The organism is Parabacteroides sp. Marseille-P3160 (assembly GCF_900162725.1).
In the GTDB taxonomy this organism is placed as follows: domain Bacteria; phylum Bacteroidota; class Bacteroidia; order Bacteroidales; family Tannerellaceae; genus Marseille-P3160.
Map to the genome: position 1 here is coordinate 3,048,599 of NZ_LT799418.1, position 20,741 is coordinate 3,069,339.

At 42.4% G+C, this 20,741-nt stretch carries 11 protein-coding genes and 1 pseudogene; 7 read left to right on the plus strand and 5 right to left on the minus strand.

The window, feature by feature from the left end; all coding sequences use genetic code 11:
• Positions 1 to 13: 13 nt before the first annotated feature.
• Entirely contained in the window at positions 14 to 3,226 is a 3,213-nt protein-coding gene (locus BQ8014_RS12155; protein WP_080904581.1) for a GH92 family glycosyl hydrolase, read from the minus strand.
• 496 nt (positions 3,227 to 3,722) lie between these two features.
• Here BQ8014_RS12155 and BQ8014_RS12160 point away from each other — a divergent pair, with 496 nt between their 5' ends.
• The 3 genes from BQ8014_RS12160 (at position 3,723) to BQ8014_RS12170 (ending at position 9,486) form a co-directional block, all read left to right on the plus strand.
• On the plus strand, positions 3,723 to 6,764 hold the full coding sequence (locus BQ8014_RS12160; RefSeq protein WP_234998035.1) for a SusC/RagA family TonB-linked outer membrane protein: 3,042 nt from the start codon (positions 3,723 to 3,725) through the stop codon (positions 6,762 to 6,764).
• A 24-nt stretch (positions 6,765 to 6,788) separates the two neighbouring features.
• On the plus strand, positions 6,789 to 8,429 hold the full coding sequence (locus BQ8014_RS12165; RefSeq protein WP_080904583.1) for a RagB/SusD family nutrient uptake outer membrane protein: 1,641 nt from the start codon (positions 6,789 to 6,791) through the stop codon (positions 8,427 to 8,429).
• A gap of 115 nt (positions 8,430 to 8,544) precedes the next feature.
• The gene (locus BQ8014_RS12170; protein WP_080904584.1) at positions 8,545 to 9,486 is read left to right on the plus strand and encodes a LamG domain-containing protein; all 942 of its coding nucleotides are present in this window, start codon (positions 8,545 to 8,547) and stop codon (positions 9,484 to 9,486) included.
• 216 nt (positions 9,487 to 9,702) lie between these two features.
• On the opposite strand, the gene BQ8014_RS12175 is transcribed toward BQ8014_RS12170, so the two are convergent.
• Positions 9,703 to 11,373: an amino acid permease gene (locus BQ8014_RS12175; protein WP_080904585.1), complete on the minus strand. Its 1,671-nt coding sequence runs from the start codon at positions 11,371 to 11,373 to the stop codon at positions 9,703 to 9,705.
• 231 nt (positions 11,374 to 11,604) lie between these two features.
• Between BQ8014_RS12175 and BQ8014_RS12180 the strand changes: the two genes are divergently transcribed.
• The gene (locus BQ8014_RS12180) at positions 11,605 to 12,441 is read left to right on the plus strand and encodes a tRNA threonylcarbamoyladenosine dehydratase (RefSeq protein WP_080904586.1); all 837 of its coding nucleotides are present in this window, start codon (positions 11,605 to 11,607) and stop codon (positions 12,439 to 12,441) included.
• 116 nt (positions 12,442 to 12,557) lie between these two features.
• Here BQ8014_RS12180 and BQ8014_RS12185 read toward each other — a convergent pair whose 3' ends face one another.
• Genes BQ8014_RS12185 through BQ8014_RS12195 form a run of 3 tightly spaced genes read right to left on the minus strand, consistent with a single transcriptional unit; the run spans position 12,558 to position 17,554 of the window.
• Positions 12,558 to 13,631: a CorA family divalent cation transporter gene (locus tag BQ8014_RS12185; protein ID WP_080904587.1), complete on the minus strand. Its 1,074-nt coding sequence runs from the start codon at positions 13,629 to 13,631 to the stop codon at positions 12,558 to 12,560.
• Positions 13,632 to 13,640: 9 nt separating this feature from the next.
• Positions 13,641 to 16,112: an endonuclease MutS2 gene (locus BQ8014_RS12190; RefSeq protein ID WP_080904588.1), complete on the minus strand. Its 2,472-nt coding sequence runs from the start codon at positions 16,110 to 16,112 to the stop codon at positions 13,641 to 13,643.
• 20 nt (positions 16,113 to 16,132) lie between these two features.
• Entirely contained in the window at positions 16,133 to 17,554 is a 1,422-nt protein-coding gene (locus BQ8014_RS12195; protein WP_080905949.1) for a PDZ domain-containing protein, read from the minus strand.
• Between the two features lie 202 nt (positions 17,555 to 17,756).
• Here BQ8014_RS12195 and BQ8014_RS12200 point away from each other — a divergent pair, with 202 nt between their 5' ends.
• The 3 genes and pseudogenes from BQ8014_RS12200 to BQ8014_RS12215 all read left to right on the plus strand — a co-directional run.
• Positions 17,757 to 18,329, plus strand: a complete 573-nt coding sequence (locus tag BQ8014_RS12200) for a nucleotide exchange factor GrpE (RefSeq protein ID WP_080905950.1) — start codon at positions 17,757 to 17,759, stop codon at positions 18,327 to 18,329.
• A 15-nt stretch (positions 18,330 to 18,344) separates the two neighbouring features.
• Positions 18,345 to 19,499 carry a molecular chaperone DnaJ gene (gene dnaJ, locus BQ8014_RS12205; protein ID WP_080904589.1) on the plus strand — a complete coding sequence of 385 codons (1,155 nt, stop codon included), beginning with the start codon at positions 18,345 to 18,347 and terminating at the stop codon, positions 19,497 to 19,499.
• 401 nt (positions 19,500 to 19,900) lie between these two features.
• Positions 19,901 to 20,741, plus strand: a pseudogene (locus BQ8014_RS12215) (bifunctional phosphoribosylaminoimidazolecarboxamide formyltransferase/IMP cyclohydrolase PurH); the annotation flags it as partial.

Sequence of the window (20,741 nt, forward strand, 5' to 3'; positions counted from 1 at the left end):
TAACCATTATAAATCAATTACCTAAACTAATATCGTTGAGATTAATGCCCCAATTCATGTTTGGTTTATCCCCCATTTCCAGAATGAGATTTCCTCCTTTTAATAGTTCGGATGCAGGAAAATAAAATGAATTAAGCTCTTTGCCGTTAAGTGTTGCTTTTTGTATATACATATTTCGTTTAGAAGCTCCCTTTGCCTCAATAACAAACTGTTTTCCTCTATTATATCTTTCTCCCAAGTCAATTTCTATTTTTTCAAAAAGTGGACTTGCAACTTCATATACAGGATTTACTTTTGTACCTCCATCAATCTGGAAAAGTCCGATAGACGCCATGACAGCCCATGCGCTCATTTGGCCTTGATCCTCGTCACCCAAATATGCATTGGAAACGCCATATCCATAGTAGTGCTCTAATATCGACCGGGTCCACTTTTGAGTAAGCCATGGTTTCCCTGCCCAATTGAATAGAAAAGCGAAGTGCATTGATTGTTGGTTTCCTTGTACAATAGGATGATCCCAATATTGGTCATTGGGTGCGTTATAACGCCATGCTTCATCTTGATTGAACCCCCACTCCAAACGACTCAGAAAACGCTCCTTACCAATAATACTGACCAATGCCGGTACATCTTGAGGAACAAAAAATGTCAACTGCCATGCATTGCCTTCCACATAATGATGGTTAGCCCCACTACGAAACGGATCAAAATTTTCCATCCATTTTCCATTACTGTCTTTCAAATGGCAATATCCTTCTTTACTAATTACATTCTTCCACCAATATCCGCGTTCATTAAACTTTTCATAATCATCATTTTTGCCCATTGCTTTAGCTAATTGGCCCACAGTCCAGTCATCATATGAATATTCCATTGTGTTGGAAAAACGTCCTAAATCAGAAGGTACATACTTGTATTTCATGTAATGTACCAAATCGCGGTTTCCTGCAAAACCATTGAATACTTTCTGAGCAGGAGTAGTTTGCATTTTCTTAATAGCTTCCAAAGCCTTATCAGCATCAAAATCGCGAATCCCCATCTGATAAGCTCCAACAATGAGCGGTATTTCATGTTCTGCAACCATTACCGGAATATAATTTAATCCGGCAGGACCTTTTGCTAACCAACCATATGCGTCGTACATAGCCAATTGAGATCTTACCCATTTACTGCTCCATTCAGGCGTAACCAGATTCCAAAACTGATTTAAATTCCAGAAGGTATTCCAGAAAGCGTCACAACCTATCATTACATCATTGTCAGGATCGGATACCCGATGTACTTTGAGGTCGGTGCCAACCCACTCTCCATTAACATCACTCCAAATGTTACGACTACAAACTGCGCGATACATATTGTTATAGAATCTCACTTTTTCCAAACGATTAGTAGTAGTAATAGCGACCCTATTAAATATATCATTCCAAACATCAACCTGGTTTTGTCGAACACGATCAAAACTCCATTCAAATTTGTCGGCCAGTTCCGTTCTAAGATTTAAATCGGCATTTGATCTGCTTACCAATGATATTCCTGATCGTACTTGTACTACCGGACTTTTTTTCGGGTCAAATTCCACAAATACACCCGCATCTTTACACGCTCCTGTTATCAGATCCTGCACATTATGCTTTACTTCTTTGTCAATCCATCTTCCCATATTCACTATGGGTTGATCAAATTCCATCACAAAATGAATGGTATAGTCCTGATCAGCATCATTACTCCAGACATTTCCGGAGAATTGATGAACTGATCCTTCAATACGGTAATCATTAATCTTAAGCAGTTCAATGTCTTTCAGTTGGAATCCATATTCCGTCGGTGGATGTAAATCAATCATTATGCGGGCTGCTTCTTTGTTTTCAGGAAAGGTGAAACGTTCGAAACCGCAACGGGTTGTTGCTGTCACTTCCGCCTTGATGCCATAATCAAGTAAATCTACGGCATAATAGCCGATGTTAGCGGTCTCGGTACGTTTGTTAATGCGGGAGCGATAACCGGAATCCGGCTCCTGCTCGTCTCCAACATTCGTCTTCAGCTCTCCATTTGTAGGCATAACACCTAATCCACCCATAGTCCACTCATGGATATGGCTAAAACAACCGATGCTCTCGAAAGAAGGCTGGTAGCCTGCCTGCCACCCTGAGTTTTGATTGTCGGGACTCATTTTTACCATACTGAAAGGCATCCATGGGCCGGGAGCAATCATCCAGCGGGAATGTGCAGTTCCAATACGAGTATCAACATAGTCTGCATAGGTTTGTGTTTTTTGCGGAGATCTCATTATTTTCCCTTTATCAATCTCGACCCCATCTCTCAAAATACGATAAGAACTTTCCTGGTAATCCATAACTTGAGGCATTGGAATTTCCAATTGGTACATTCCATCCTCTATTGTTTCACTAAATATTTTTTGTTGATCAAGCTCAACGCTGATTGCCGAATTTTTAACAAACGATTGAGCATCGATAATCATTGGTTGTACCTTTTTATTGTTCATCTTCAGCTCATAAGAAGCCGGGTAAACATCATGGATAAAAAAACCATTCTCTTTGGCGACTTTTGTACCCTTAGGCCCTTCTAAATGTATTTCATCAAACATAATCCAAGACCCTTCCAATACTGTGATTGTAATTTGATTTCCTTTTTTCAAAGTTTTTACATCAATAGGAATTTCAATCGCATATTTGGTCGCATTTCTCAAATCCCCACTAATAGACAACGTATCCACTATTGGCTCTTGGCTATTCGCTTTAGGTTGAATCGCCAGACTCTCTTTACTCCCCAATTGAACTTTTTCATCCTGAGTATTGATGCTGACTTTCACCAGCGGTAAAAATATTTTGGCATAATCAAGTAGATTTATTACCAATTTCCAATCTCCCTTCGAAGGTACTTCATTAAGTCCAAAGAGGATATTCACCTGGTGGGTACGCCATCCGGATGTAGGCCAGGTGCCACCCCATGTATCTGTAGGTCCGGGCAGGATATATGGAAAATCTTTTTTTTCATTAGAATATCCTACTAAATAGAACTTGTCTTCATATCCGAAATCATTGGCTAAAAATAGCCTGAAGCCATTTGGCCCCAATGCCAAATCTGCAGAGGAGCTATCCAAAACCCCTATCGACCAGACTTTATCAGTTATTTCTCTCTGTTTAGCAAAGGACACTACCACAACCATTGAAGCCAAAACAATAATAAGTAAGATTTTATTTTTCATTATCCGGTTTATTTATATGGATTATTCTTATTGAAGTCTAATATATATCGATCCCTCTTTTATATGTTCATACATTGATTTAGATGCAAAGTAAATTAGTTTTTTTCTAATATTCAAAATATTACAATATTTTTTTTGAAATCATTTTGTTGTTTAAATTATTATTTATTCTTTTGTGATCTGAATATGTATGAACATTTGACAATTGTAGGGATTAATAAATTCTATGCTATTATAAATTAATATAGAGAGGTTATAAATCTTTAGACACGATGAGAAACACTTTTTCAGCTTATTGTCAAAAAGAGTTCATATTCATAAAATTGTTGTCAACTCAACAATAGACTATAGACATTATTAATTAAAAATTTAACTATATGAAAAAAAACTCAATGAATTATTTAAAAGAGAGCAATGAAAAGAAAGTTCCAGCAAGCAATCATTTTGGGCAATAGCTAATCAAATTACTAATAACTAAATTAGAAATATATCTATTATGGTAGAATTAAAAATCAAGTCTTGTAAAAGATTTTTTCCGGATTACCCCTGTAGAATCACAATAAAATTATTTGTGATGCTCCCCTTTTTCTTGATTACTGGTTTCCAGGCAAATGCAAATTACGCGTTGAATGATAATAACAGCGTCGTAGATGAAAAGCAAGATACACATCAGAATTCCCGGAAAATTACCGGGAAGGTTACGGATGAAGCCAGAGAGCCACTAATAAGCGTAACTGTTTCTGTAAAGAATACACAAAATTCGGTAATAACCGATATTGATGGAAACTATACAATAGATAATGTACCACCTGGAAGTACTCTTGTCTTTTCATATATCGGAATGCTTCCGATCGAGGTTCCTGTCGGTAATAAAACGGAATATAACATCGTAATGAAAGAGGATATTATCGGCCTGGAAGAAGTGACAGCTATTGGATACACCACCATGAAGAAAAAAGATTTAACGGGTTCAGTGTCATCTTTGTCTGCCGAAGATATAACCAGAGTACCCTCTAATTCTATAACTTCCAGTTTGGTAGGCGTTGCCGGAGTAAGAGTAGATGGAAACAGCATCAGGATAAGAGGCAACCGTTCGGTTCGTGCCGCCAATGATCCTCTTATTATTCTGGATGGAATGCCATATTATGAAACAATAGCCTCAATAGATGTCAATGATATTGAATCTATAGATATTTTAAAAGATGCCTCTTCCACTTCTTTATATGGATCTCAGGGTGCTAACGGAGTAATAATAATTACCTCAAAAAAGGGTAAAGAAGGAAAAACGACAATAAACTATGATGCTTTCGCAGGATGGGGTAAAATCAATTGGCGAAGTTTTGAGCCAATGAATGCAGATGAATATATAGCATTTAAAAGAGAAGCGTATTCCGCTGCAGGAACATGGCATAATGAATCGGATGATAATAAAATCTTTCTTGGCAACGAAATTGCCAATATGGGGTCATTGGATGAAGATTGGGTAGGTAAATATTTGAATAAGAATCGTTTTTGGACAAATCAAAGCGTTACAATTGCATCCGGATCGCCCAAAACGCAATATAAAATATCATTTAGTTATAAGAATGAGAATGGACGTATGGAAGGAGAGAAAAATGATAATTATTTTTTATCTACCGATATTGATCACCAAGTTATAAAACCGTTAAAAGTCGGCGTTTCCAATAGGTTATATTATAATAGTATAAAATCAAAAAATGATCCTTTTGGCAATTTGCTTACGATGTCACCATTGACTCCTATCTATAATGAAGATGGCAGTCTGAATGTATATCCGACTGGAGATCCATATGTAAAGAATCCATATCTGGATGAGAATGATGATTATTATAACGATAAGACAGAAGAATGGAAAATCTTTATCAAGTTATATGCTGCGTTGGATATTATGAATGGATTGACTTTTAGAACAAATTTCTCTTATAATCCCACATTTTCTGCACGAGGATATTATTATGATGAAAGATCGGTGAGCTACCATGATGTGCGAAATGTAGCCGGTGTTCACAATAACCGAAACGATATTATGACGTGGAATAATATTCTCAATTATAAGAAAACTTTCGCGAATATTCACGAGTTCGATATTATTGGTGTATACGAAGTTCAAGATATAAAATACACAGGAACAGCTGCTTCCGGTAAAGATCAAGAATTGGCATCCTATCAATGGTACAACCTTGGTAGATTGACTGATAGTAAAACTCTTTCGTCTTCGTTCACCCGAAGCCAAATGCTTTCTTATGTAGGGAGGATACATTATAGCTTAATGAGCAAATATATGGCTACCGTAACTGCCAGGTACGATGGCGCATCACAGTTGTCGAAAGGTAATAGATGGGATTTCTTTCCATCCTTTGCCCTTGCCTGGAGAGCTTCGGAAGAAGATTTCCTCAAACAATATGACGCTATTTCCAATTTAAAGTTAAGAGCGAGTTATGGCATTACCGGGAATCACTCCATAGCAGCTTATGCTACTCTTGGAAGTCTATATAGTAGTTATGCGACCTTCTACAACTCTACAGGAGAAGTTCATTATGTAGGTTTGGAACCATCTATCAGGCCAACACCGGATCTTAAATGGGAAAGAAATAAGATGTTAAATATAGGTTTAGATTTTGGATTCCTTAATGGCCGTATAAATGGAGCTTTAGACTATTATAATTCAAATACAGATGATCTATTGAACCAGCGCAAGCTTCCATATACTAGCGGATTTAATATTGCGTGGGAAAATATCGGTAAAACCCGGAATAGAGGATTGGAAGCATCGCTATATACAATTCCTGTACAAACGAAAGATCTCAAGCTAGGCGTTAACATGACGTATTATAGAAATAAAGAAGAACTTATCGAATTATACGATCCTAGCCTTAAGAAAGATATTCAGAATGGCTGGTGGCTGGGATATCCAATCAATGGAGTTTATTACGATTTGCAGCAAATAGGTATCTGGCAAGAAAGCGAAGCTAATTTAGCAGCAATTTACGGACAATTACCAGGCGAGGTAAAAGTAAGAGACTTGGATGGAAACGGAAAAATTGACGGCGATGACCGTGTTATACTAGGTACTAATCGCCCAGATTGGGTCGGATCATTACAAATTACTGCAGATTGGAAAAATTTCGATCTTTCGATGGACTGTTATGGTGAATTTGGAGGTATGTGGTATGACTCTTATAGTACTTCTACATGGGCTAATCAATTGGGAAGATGGAATACAGTAAAAGTTGATTATTGGACTCCAGAGAACCCTAGCAACAGACATCCAAGGCCAGTAGCCGGACAAACTATCAAATATATTTCAGCTACAGGCTATTATAAAAACGATTCTTTCACAATGAGAAATGTGACTTTAGGTTATACATTACCAAAATCTTTGATGGGTGATATGATTAAGAGAACACGGTTTTATATTACGATCAATAACCCTTATAAATATATGAGATATGAAAAAGACGGAGGCATTACCTATGATGAATCATTCTACCTGTTAGGTGTAAATATTCAACTTTAATCATTTTATAGAATAAGCATTATCATGAAAAAAAATATTTATATCATATTATTTATTATACTCGGACTTACAACTTTTAATAGTTGTTCAAGCAGCTATTTGGATGAAGAGTCTTATGGGGCAACAGTGGCGGTTTTTGATACGGAAGAAGGTTCTGAGGCTTTAGTGCATTTGCTATATACAAAAGTTAATAATCTTTATGGAGGAACTTTTACATTTGGATATCTGTCAGAAAATGGAACTGATATCTGGATGAGAGGTCAAAATAGTGGAGGCAGCAACCTTGCCGATTACAAAGGCTTAGATGCATACGATGAAAATGTGACATGGTTCTGGAATCACTGTTACAAAGCCGTATGGAATACGAATTTATTTTTGGAGACTATACCGAATGTTCATTATGAAGACGAAAATAAGAAAAACAGAAGACGCGCCGAGGTACTTACTATCCAATCTCTATTTTTATGGCTTATCACTGAAACTTGGGGAGATACGTATTTACCTATGACAACAGATGTATCAGAAGGACTTGCCGCTAAAAGATCAACAAGAAAGGAATTCTATGATAAGATCATAGCGAATTTGGAAGAGGCTGTATCTATATTTCCCCCCGATCGCTCTAATGAACAGGGACGTATAGATCAAAGTGTAGCCAAAGCCTTTTTATCCCGGATGTATTTATATAATGAAGACTGGGATAAAGCGATAGCAACTTCTACGGACGTAATTAACAATTATAATTATGAATTGGCTCCTTCATGGAATAATTTATGGGATGAGACTAGTCGTAATAAAGAGTTCATATGGACTACAGAGTTTTCATCAGATGAATCTTTTGGAGGTGGAAGCAGTATTTGGTGGCAAGCATGTGCTATGTTTATAGATCGTTTTGCCGGTGTAAAAACTGAATTAAACTGGACAGGTTATGGTGGTTGCCAGATGCTTCCTGATAAATTTTACTTCTCTTTATTTGACAAAGAAGCAGACCTTCGATGGAAACAAGGCCACCAATGGGTATGGTTGTATAATGATCCGGAAGATGATACAAGTGCATTCCCTGATATGACAACATTGTATAAAGATACGGCTCTTTATCTTTATATCGGTACATTTACTTCTGAACAACGCAACTATATGAAAACCAGATATACTGCATTTGATTTAACTGATATGTTCGACGAAAAAGGATCGCCTAAAGATAGATTTACATTTGTAGGTGTAACCAAGTTCGATGATCAAACAAGGCCTAATGCAATGTCCGGATTATCAAGCAGAGATTATCCTGTAATACGTTTAGGCGAGATGTATCTTATCAGAGCTGAAGCAAATATCAGAAAAGCATCTCCTGATCTGAATGCAGCGGCAGCTGACATCAATACGCTAAGAGAAAGAGTTACAGCAACCGGATATGAATCCAGAATGAAAGTAGAACCTTCTGAAATGAATTTAGATTTCATTTTAGACGAAAGGGGCAGAGAGTTGTCCGCCGAGTTCCAGCGGTGGTTTGATTTAAAACGTACAGGAAAACTTGAGGAAAGAGTGAAAGCTCATAATCCCGATGCTGCTCCTTATATAAAGGAATATCATACAGTACGTCCCATACCTCAAACTCAATTTGACGGAATGCCGGATCCTTCTACGTTAGGTCAAAATGCAGGATATTGATAATCTTTAAATTAGATATGAAACGAGCATGTAAACAGCTGTCTACGCCAAAGGCGATGAGAATAGCAGACTGCGAGTTCCATACGATATTAACATAATAAATAATTATTTACGTATGAAACTATTCAATATAAAAACAATTGCCTTTATATTAATATTTGGCACATTACTCTGGGCATGTGACTCGGATGAAGAAAAATTTATTAACAAATCGTCGCTGGAAGAAATTATTAAAGAGGCTGAAAATTTAATTGAGACGACAACAGAAGGAATCGAAGAAGGTGATTATGCAACGGGATCGAAAGCTGCACTTCAAACAAGTATTGACTGGTCGTATTATATATTAAACTATTCAGGAACTGACACTGCTTTTTCGAATGCGATTGCTAAATTGGGGAAAGACATAGAAATCTATAAAAGCAATATCGTTAAAGCTGGTTACCCTCTTTACGGAAGCGGTTCATTCTTTAATCTTGGCAAATTATCCGATTATAATATATATGAAAAGTTTACCATCGAATGTAAGGTGAGATTTAAAGAATATCCAACAAGCTTGGGCAATATTATTGCAGCAGAAGATGCTAGTGGGGGTATTATATTACGTTATCAGAATGGTATAGTAGATGCATACATTAATAATGGCGGATGGTTGGGAGGTAGTGCGTCTGGTCTTCCTTTAGATCTTAATAAATGGTACCACCTTGCCTTTACATTTTCCGGTACACAAGTTAATCTATATATCGATGGTGAATTGAGATTATCTCAAAACACAAGCACTCCAAAACCGGTAGTGATAGGTGAATCGACTAATTTACACATAGGGGCAAATCCAGGCTATGCGACTCGTATTATGAATGGTAATATTACTAATGTCAGTATTTGGAATTATGCACGAAGCAGGGATGAAATTGCCTCAGATCTAAATTCGTCATTTTCCGGTACAGAAAATGGCTTATTGGCTTATTGGCCTTTTGACATGAATTTAGGATCAACAATAGTAGATAAGACCGGACATTTTACTGCACAAGGAACACTCGTAACTTGGGAAGATCAATAAGAGATTGCGTATAAAAGATATAATGGGGCTGTGTCAAAAGAAAATCCTGTAAAAATTCATAACTATGAATGCGCGCATTCATAGTTATGAATCCATTCGTTCATAGTTATCATTTTTTCAGTTGATAAGCGGACGATTTTTGACAACACGCCCTCATTTATCAACTTTAAAACACTGAATAACCAGAGAACGAATGGATGCTTTCCGGATATATCTTTATCGATTAGAATCAGCGGATGTATAAGCCAAACGACTTTTCCAATATCCATAGGAGAAATAGATGACAAGGCCGATGCAGAGCCAAATGCCGAACATGAGCCAGTTCGACCAACCCAATTCCGTCATCAGATACAGGTTCGTCAGGATTCCCAAGACCGGGATGAGCGAAAATTTATACTTGAGGGAGAAGATGGCAAGTCCGCCCCATACGATCCCCAGGACAAGCAACAGAGGCCTGCTCCGGAACAACGCCATCGGTTCTGCCTGCATGAGAAACAGGAGGATAGCGAGCAGGAACAGGATCAAAATCAGATATTGTCCGTTCACATATGGGATTTTGAATTTTGCCTTCCGGCTTTCCCCGTTATGATCTAAAAAGAGAATACCCGAACAAACCAGGATGAAGGCGAAGAATGTGCCGACACTCGTCAGGTCGACCACAAACTGCATATCCAGAAACAGAGCAGGGAGACAGACCATAATCCCCGCCACGACGCTGGCAAACGCCGGCGTCTTGAATTTAGGATGGATTTTGCCGAACTTCGACCACAATAATCCGTCCCGGCTCATGGTCATCCAGATACGCGGCTGCCCGATCTGAAAGACCAGAATGGCACTGGCCATGGCTACCACCGCAGAAATGGAAATAATTCCCGCCATAAAATCCATATCCACTTTCCGGAAAACATACGCCAGCGGATCGTCGACTCCCAATTCCCGATAGTCGACCATTCCCGTCAAAACCAGGGCGATCGCAATATATAAAAGCGTGCAGATTCCCAGGCAGATCAACATGGCGCGCGGCATATCCCGCTGCGGGTTCCGGCATTCTTCCGCAGTCGTCGAGATGGAATCGAACCCGATAAAAGAAAAGAAAACGGCCGCGACGCCTCCCAGTACGCCATGCAATCCGTTCGGCATAAACGGAGACCAGTTCTCCGGCTTGACAAAGAAGGCGCCTCCGATAATGACAAACAGGATGATTCCGACTTTCAGATAAACCAACAGATTATTGACCACTTTCGACTCCCGGATCCCGACCACCACAAAGACGGAAAGGAAAGTGACGATCAATCCGGCCGGCAAATTCACCAACATTTTCATTCCCAGAAAGGTCGGGGCCTGCTGATAAATTTCCGCCCAACGCAGGGTTGCCGTCGGCAGATCGGTTGCTCCCCCGCTGACCTGCGCATAAGCGTCGGCAGCGGTCTGGTAGCCGACAGCCAGCCAGTCCGGCCAATCGATCCCGAATCCACTGAGCATCGTAGTAAAATATTCCGACCATGAGATCGAAATCACCATATTGGACACCGCATACTCCAGCACCAGGGCCCAGCCGATCACCCAGGCCACCACTTCCCCCAGCGACGTATAAGCATACGTGTATGCACTTCCGCTCACCGGAATCATTGACGCGAACTGGGCATAGCAAAGCGCCGTAAACACGCAGGCGATCGCCACAAAAACAAAAAGAAGCGCCACCGCCGGTCCTCCCTGATAAGCCGCCCGGCCAATGGTACTGAAGATCCCGGCCCCGATAATGGCGGCGATTCCAAAAAGTGTCAGGTCTTTCACTCCCAATACGCGCCGGAGGCTTTGCCCTTCCGTTTCGGATTGTTCCAGAATACGGTCGATGCTTTTCTTTCTAAACAAAGTATTGAAATTCATGCAATTATTCTTATAAAAAAGGATTAGTGATCCCACAGGAGAAGCTCTCCCCTTCCCTGAGAAAAACTCTTTTGATTGATTCGAGGGCGAAATTAAGGAAATAACAAAGGCAAACGTTATTCTTTCTAAAGAAAAAAAAATCGTTCCATCCAAAATCAGGTAAAAAGGAAAGAACTATTCGTCATGCTGCAAATCTTTGTAAATTTGCAGCCGAATTCAGAAATAAGAACAATGGGTATCGAAAAAGGGCTTTTTAAGCGGACGGAATTGTTGGTCGGCGACAGTGTGATGGACCGGATTGCCGGGGCGCGCGTGATTATCTTCGGTGTGGGAGGTGTCGGCAGTTGGTGTGCCGAAAGCCTGGTACGATCAGGCATCCGCCGATTGACCATCGTGGACTCCGACCGGGTATGCGTGACAAATATCAACCGCCAATTGATGGCCACGACCAAAACTGTCGGACAGGTAAAGGTAGACGTACTGAAACGGCGTCTGCTGGAAATCAATCCAACTGCCGAAATACAGGCTTTACAGCAGATTTACAGTGCAGAAACTTCCGCCTCGTTCCATCTGGAGACTTATGATTATATCATCGACGCCATCGATAGCCTGGAGAATAAAGTACATCTGATCCGCACGGCAACTAAAACGCCGGCGGTTTTCTACTCCTGTATGGGGGCGGCGCTCAAAATGGATCCGCTCAAGATAGAGATCGCCGAATTCTGGAAAGTCAAGGGATGCCCTTTGGCCGCCGCCCTTCGGAAGAAAATAAAACAGGGGGAAAGGCCTTCGAAGAAATTCCTCTGTATATACAGCGAAGAGCTTTTGGAAAATAAAGGCGCCAACTCTTCCTGCGGCACTGCCAACTGTCTCTGCCCGAAAGCGGAAAACGGCCCCGGCAATCCTTCGCTCGTCAACCATGAATGGTGCAGTTCGAAAGCTCGCATCAACGGAACGATGGCTCATACCACCGCTATTTTTGGATTTACCTTAGCCGGATTGGTGATGCAGGATCTATACAAAAAAGAGATGAATTCCGTAGTTCCGGAAATGGCAGACAAGGCCTGAAAATCGAGTGCACTCGATTTGTTAAGTCAGTATACTCGATTTGTCCATTCAGTGCACTGAAATGAAAAAATGAGTGCACTCAATTTTTTAGCCGATAAACGGCCAGCGAAAAGTCTTTAGAACCAGTCTTTTTTCTTAAGGAAAAACCAGGTGGCGAGAGCAACCACGATCATTAGTATCCAAGCGAAAAAATAGCCGTAGGTAAACTCCAGTTCGGGCATTATTTTGAAATTCATTCCCCAAACGCCAACAAGGAAAGTCAACGGGATAAAGATGGTAGAGACGACGGTGAGCCGTTTCATGATCGCATTCATCCGCAGGTCATTATTGGAAACATATAAGTCGACCAGCGAATAAATCAACTCGCGGCAATCTTCTACCGTCTGGCAGACGAAAAGCACCTGGTCGTTCAGATCTACATATACCGGACGGATCTTTTTCTCGTCCTCTCCTTCGGGTATTAATTTGATGAACTGATCCTTGAGCGGAAGGCTGTTCCTGCGGATCTGGAGGTATTCGCGCCTCCGCTGCTGTATGACGGAACCTAAATCGGCTTGGTTACTATTGATATCCAACATCCTGTCTTCCACGTCTTCCAGGTAATCCTGTATTTTGGTGGCACATTCAATCAAGCAGACCGCAATAGTGTTCAACAGGAAAGCCAACAACAGGAAAGCGCTCTGATTGCGCAGGTCCATCAAATTGGCCTTCAATGCGGAATGAACCGGTTCGAAAAAGGAAGGATTAGTTTCCACGAAGGTAATAATAACATTCCCAGAGACTAAGAGGCAAATATGTTCGGCTGTCAACTCATCTTTCTCATTATAATTTTCAGCATTCATAATGATGAAATAACGCTTGTCACTCACTTTCTCCACCTTCACTACATGATGCGGCGTCAGGATATCCTTCGCATCCAGGCGGTCGAAACCAAAATCTTTTACAATTCGCGTAATCGTATCCGCATCGGTCAGGCCGGTCACCTGAAACCAATTGACGTAGTCCGGGTTCACTAATTTGAGAAAGGAAGGCTCCGTCAGTTTCACATCCGTGGAATGCGCCAAGTCGCCTTTGTATTGTGTCAAGCGGATTTCCGTTGCCACATTGGAATCTCCCACATAATAATAATGGTCTGCCAGACGCCTGTTGGAAGGGACATGGCGATGATAATGCGCTGATTTACGTTTCATAACACAAACTTACTCTAATTCGACTACTGTAATACCGGCGCCTCCGAACTGCACATGCTCGTCCTGAAATTGCCGTACACCGGGAGTTGCCCTGAGGTAATCCCGTATCAATTGGCGAAGGATCCCCGTCCCTGTTCCATGTAGGATACGCACTTTAGATGCGCCGAACTGTATGGCATCATCAATGAAATAGGTGACCGCCTGCAATGCTTCTTCTCCCCTCATCCCCCGTACGTCGATTTCCTGGCGGAAGTTCAAGCGTTTTTCACGCATTTCATCGGATAGTTGTGCGCTGACAAGGCCATTCTTTTGCGTTTCGCGCTTCAGCTCGCCTTTGCTCACCTTTTCCAGACGATCGAGCGCCACCGTACTTTTGATCATGCCGAAGGCAACTGTCGCCTGTTTATCCTGCAATTCCATAACGGTGCCGGCGGAAGTCTGGCCTTTCAGGCGTACCTGGTCGCCCACCTCAATAATTTGCTTGTTAAAGGCAGGCTTGGATACGACCGGCTTTTCCTTTTTACGCTCCTTCCGTTCCTTCAGCTTGTCCATCTTCCTCCGGATGCGTTCGTCCTCCTCTGTCGTCTGAAGGACGGAAGATTTAAAGTCATCCAAAGAGCTCCGTATCTGCTTGGTTCTGTCCTTCTCCGCCTGCGCTTCCTTAATCTCCCGGATAGTCTGTTCAATCCGGGCATTGGTTTCGGCAAGTATCTTCTGGGCTTCGGCTTTCGCCTCTTTTAAAATATCTTTCCGTTGGGCATGAACCGCCTCCAGGTCTTCTTCATAACGGCTGGCCAGTTGCTCCAGCTTCTTCTCTTGCTGCCGGATGTTCTGCCGTTTGTTTTCCCAGTAACGCTTGTCGCGCACAATGTCCTGAAGATATTTATCCATGTCGATATAATCAGCGCCGACTTTGGCCGACGCCTCGGCAATCACCTCTTCGGGAAGACCTATTTTCCGGGCGATTTCGACGGCAAACGAACTGCCGGGATTTCCGATGGACAACTTGAAAAGGGGTTGCATCAGATGGCGGTCATACAGCATGGCACCGTTAACCACTCCGGGAGTATTCTCCGCAAAATGCTTCAGATTCTGGTAATGAGTCGTGATGACGCCGAAGCTGCCCTTCCGGTTAAAGCGTATAAGCAAGGCTTCGGCAATCGCTCCTCCGATTTGAGGCTCGGTTCCGCTCCCGAATTCATCGATTAATAAAATGGTATGTGCATCGCAGTTCCTGACGAAAAACTTCATATTCGTCAAATGGGAGCTATAGGTGCTCAGATCGTTCTCTATGCTTTGTTCATCGCCGATATCAATGAACAGCCGGGAAAATAAGCCGACCCGCGAACTTTCATGTATCGGTATCAACAATCCGCATTGAAGCATGTATTGCAATAGTCCGACCGTCTTCAGGCAAACGGATTTTCCTCCGGCATTAGGGCCGGAGATAACCAGTATCCGGTTCGTTTCGTCCAATGCTATATCCAGTGGGATTACCTCCTTCTGTTGCTTTTGGAGCGAAAGGTATAACAAAGGATGAATCGCCCGGTTCCAATCCAGCAACGGCCCGTCGACAAGCTGTGGTTTGATTGCGGAGATTTGTAGGGAGAACAAGGCTTTGGCACGGATAAAATCGATCTCCGCCATAAATTCGTAAGACTGCAGGATATCCGGTACCAGCGGACGGATGATTACGGTGAATTCCGTCAGGATGCGCAGAATCTCCCGCCTCTCCTCTCCTTCCAGTTCACGGATCCGGTTATTTGCCTCCACGACGGCCTCCGGCTCGATAAAGACGGTCTTTCCGGTAGCCGATTCGTCATGTACGATCCCGCGGATTTTACGCTTGAAGGCGGGAGCTACCGGAATCATCAACCGCCCATCACGCATCGTCGGAGTAACTTCCTTATCAACAAAACCATCGGACTGGGCCGAACGCAGGATAGATTGCAAGCTGCGGGAAATACTTCCCATCGTAGCCGTCATCTCCTTGCGTATCCGCATCAGTTCGGGCGAGGCATTTTCCTTTATCTTTCCGTATTTGTCGAGGATCGCGTCGATCTTGCTTATCAATGAAGGGAATACCGGAATATCGCCGACCAATACAGTCAGCGCCGGATAGGGAAAATCACTGTCCTCTCCTCCGGCCGGGCGGAAAAAGCGGATAATTTCGCTGATGGTCTGCAAGGAACGCTTCAGGTCGAACAGTTCCTTCTCATCCAGCCAGGTTCCTTCCGGCCGGATCCGCTTCAATGAAGAACGGACATCAAAGAAATAACTGGAAGGAAACTCCGTTTCCCCCTGGAGAATGCGGACAAATTCGTCCGTTTGGGCCAATTGTTCCAAGACTTCCCCGTATCGATCGGAGAAAGCCATGCTTTCCACCCGTTCTTTCCCCAAAGGGCTTAAACATTTAGCAATTACTAATTGGCGTATTTTATCAAAACCGATTTTTTGCTCAAAGTTCTGAGGATAGATCACGTAATTAAATGATTAATGCTTTAATTGATTTCAATGGTCAGCTCTTTACGGACTTCCGGCCGGATGCCTATCTCCTCCGCTCCATTACCCCGCTGTACGGTAAAGGTAATCTGATTGTTCCCGGACGGATTGACGTATGGAGCAAAATAATATAAATAAGAAAAGACCGTCAGGTTATTTGGATTTTGAATTGTTTTAGCAACCTGAGGGTATTTGAACGTATCCCAGAACATACACCGCGTAAAGCCGTTCGCATCGGTAAACATGGTTTTCTTGTCCCGAAGTTTCATTGTGCTGGTGATAAACTGCTTATAGGCCGAGGTATATTCTTCCGTCGTGCGGTCCAGCTTTTTTCCTTCGATTTGCTCGATCCTGTCGCCCGGAGCAATGCCGGCTTTGCCGGCCGGAGAGCCCGGATCGACATCCGCCACTTCATATAGCCGGTCGATATTATAGCTGATTCCCGTATAGTTATAGCTCTTCTGGCTGACACGGAACAAAACGTTCCGGTTGTACTTTACGTAAGGATATTGCATGCACATCAATGGGATATGAACACGTACGTAGTCATCCAGGGAATAACTGTCGTTCAGCAGTTCGTTGGCCTCGCATTCCCAAAGCACGCGGCCGGGAGTCATCCGCTGGTCAAGGAAACGGAAACCGAACTGCAGGATATATTGTCCTTCGGATTGCCCCGAATTGACGTTGAGGAAAGGCAATTTCACCATCTTTCCGGTAGAAAAATCATAACGGTAGGTTACTTCCTTATTCGAAGCCGACCTCCCTTTATAATTGGGATTCGTATCGAAAAGATAATACGTTTCGACCAGCAGGTCAGGTTGATAGGTTGAATAACGCAAGCCTTTATTAGTCAATTCCCGGCGAATGGAGGCATTGATCGAATTCTCCAATTGGCTGTTGTTTTCGTCAATCGAAGAAAAAGCGAATGTTTTGTATTTTGTCAAATCAACTGCATCCCGGGTAGTCATCGTGTTAAAGGGGCATACAAAAGTACGTTCCACTGTGCTTTCCAAACTGTACATGGAAAAGGCGGAAGCTAACTGCTCTTCCGCAATAGCGGCGCTGCGCTTGCATTCCTTTTTCACCAGAATCTCGCGAGGCTCGGAAGAAAGATTGGAAACCGTAAGCACCACTTCGTCACGATCGGCCGGATTCAACCGATCCCCCAAATCGTCTTCGGAAATTTCCAGGACCGAAATCCCGTCTATCTTTTCAATGATATCATTTTGTTTCAATCCTGCCATTTCTGCCGGGGAATAGGGATAGACGCTTATCACCACCGGTTTATGATTCCCCCATAACTTATTCGTACTGACTTCGTAAGTAAGTCCCAAACGACAAATACGATCATTTACATTTTGAGCAAAGAGCATTACGAAAGAACTGAAAATAAATAATACAGGAAATATAACCTTCTTCATAAAAATAACTTTATACATTATAAATAGTATCGAATCGATCGTTACAAAGGTAAAGATTATTTTATTTATGCAGAAGAGTTGGCAATATATTTGAAGATAGACTGGTATGAAAGCGCAATCCCGGAGAGGAAAAAGGAATTTCCCCAGGAGAATGGGAGATGTGTATAGGTTTAACGGATAAATAGATACAATTTAGATAATGATGGATAATAAGAATACTGAAATCAATCCTGAAGATCTGCCTCAGGAAGAAGCAGGGCAGACAAACAGTCAGAATGAACAGGAAAATACGGCAGGCGAACCAAAGCCATCCGACAATGTGGCAGAGTTATTTCATTCCCTTGAAACCAAATATGAGGAATTAAATGGCGCTCATTTACGTTTAATGGCTGAGTTCGACAATTACCGGAAGCGTACGCTGAGAGAAAAAGCCGATTTGATACGGAACGGAGCCGAATCGGCCTTGACCAGCTTACTGCCGATCGTAGACGATTTCGAACGGGCTCTCGCCAATATCCAGAAAACAGAGGATGTGAAAGCGGCGACGGAAGGCGTACAATTGATCTATAATAAATTCCTTGCTTATTTAACACAGCAGGGAGTAAAACCGATCGATGCTATCGGCAAACCGTTCGACTCCGATACTTATGATGCGGTGGCAACGATCCCGGCACCGGAGGATGAGCTGAAAGGCAAAATACTTGACTGTGTACAAACCGGCTATACTTTAAATGACAAAGTCATTCGTCATGCCAAAGTCGTAGTAGGAGAATAAGAAAGAAAATAAAAGATGGCTAAAAGAGATTATTATGAAGTGCTGGGCATAGAACGGACTTCCACGATAGAAGAAATAAAAAAAGCCTACCGGAAAAAGGCAATCCAATACCATCCGGACAAAAACCCCGGTGACAAAGAGGCGGAAGAAAAGTTTAAAGAAGCGGCCGAAGCATATGATGTGCTGAGCGACGCGCAAAAACGTCAACGCTACGACCAATACGGCCATGCCGGCGTAGGTAGCGGAGCTTCAAGCGGCGGATTCGGCGGTGGCATGTCGATGGATGATATTTTCTCCCAATTCGGAGATTTGTTCGGCGGTCATTTCAGCAGTTTCGGAGGATTCGGCGGTTTTGGCAGTTCGGGATCGAGCCGTCAGGTAAACCGGGGATCGGACTTGCGCGTGAAGGTAAAACTTACATTAAAGGAAATTGCAGCGGGCGTTGAAAAGAAGATCAAAGTCAAGAAATATGTTCCATGCAGCCATTGCCACGGCACGGGTGCCGCAGACGATAAAAGCATTACAACATGTCCTACCTGTCACGGCCGCGGAGTGATAACGCGCGTAACCAATACCATCCTGGGACAAATGCAGACACAAAGCGTCTGTCCGAATTGCGGTGGAGAAGGCAGAACCATCACAAAAAAATGCACGGCATGTAACGGAGAAGGGGTCGTGCGTGACGAAGAAGTCATCACCATTAACATACCCGCCGGCGTAGCCGGGGGCATGCAGCTCTCCATGAGCGGAAAAGGAAATGCCGCCCGCCGGGGAGGAATCAATGGGGACTTGCTGATCCTGATAGAGGAAGAACCTCATGCCGAGCTGGTTCGCGATGAGAACGACCTTTTATACAATCTCTTATTAACTATTCCGCAGGCCGTTTTAGGCGATATGGTGGAAGTTCCTACGGTAGACGGCAAAGTTAAAGTGAAGATCGAACCCGGTACGCAACCCGGCAAGGTACTCCGACTGCGTAATAAGGGACTTCCTTCCGTCCATCATTACGGAACAGGAGATTTATTGGTTAATATCAGCATCTACGTGCCTGAAGCATTAACCTCTGAAGAGAAAAATGCGATCAAGCATATGGAAAAATCTCCCAATTTCCAGCCCAATCCATCCATAAAGGATAAAATATTTAGTACATTTAAACACTTGCTTGATTAAAACAAGGATAAATGTTAAATATGCTCAACAAAAAGAATTTTATTGCCGAATATATATGCTGTATAACATAAAGCTTATATATTTGCAATGTGTTTTTCATGGTATTAGATTTAAGGTTAACAATGATGATTGGTTGTCGTGATGACAACCTTTTGTTTTTTTAATGAATTCTCAAAGGAGGGCGGCATAACAGCGAAAACAAAATGATTGCCCTGTATTGAGGTAAAAGATGAAGTATTCATTCTTTTTTATATACCTGAGGACCCAAAAGTATCCCATACCCATGGCAGAGAAGATTGCAAGAAGTTCTTTTAAAGTATTACGCATATTTATCTTTAGTATGTAGAAATTATTCTCTATTTTTGTGCCTACCAAAAAGAATATAGAGAACCAAAAAGATAATGACAGCAACAAAACAAATTAAACGCGCCCTTGTGTCGGTTTATCATAAGGATGGTTTAGATGAACTATTAAAGAAACTTCATGAAGAAGGGGTTAGCTTTGTTTCAACCGGAGGTACCCAATCATTTATCGAATCACTGGGACTCCCTTGCGAGTCGGTGGAAGAGCTGACAGGCTATCCGTCCATTCTTGGAGGACGCGTCAAAACCTTGCATCCCAAAGTGTTCGGTGGAATCCTTGCCCGCCGTGAGAATGAAAAAGACAAAAGCCAATTGGCAACCTACGAGATACCGGAAATTGATTTAGTGATTGTCGACTTATATCCGTTTGAAGAAACGGTAGCATCCGGAGCGGACGAAGCGTCTATCATCGAAAAGATCGATATCGGCGGAATTTCACTGATCCGTGCAGCAGCCAAGAACTTCAGGGATGTCATAATCGTCGCTTCCAAAACGCAATATCAACCGTTATTTCACTTACTGGAGGAAAAGGGAGCCAATACGACTTTAGAGGATCGCCAATGGTTCGCGAAAGAAGCTTTTGCCGTATCTTCCGGTTATGACACGGCCATCTTCAACTATTTCGACAGGCAGGCAGGCAGTGCATTTCGCGTCGCTATTGATGATGCGAAAAACCTGCGCTACGGAGAAAATCCTCATCAGAAAGGAATCTTCTACGGCCAGTTCGACCGTCTTTTCGAACAATTGCAAGGGAAAGAAATTTCCTACAACAACCTGCTGGATATCGATGCGGCGGTTAGTTTGATCGACGAGTTCGACGAATTGACCTTTGCCATACTGAAACACAACAACGCATGCGGGATCGCCTCCCGCCCGACCA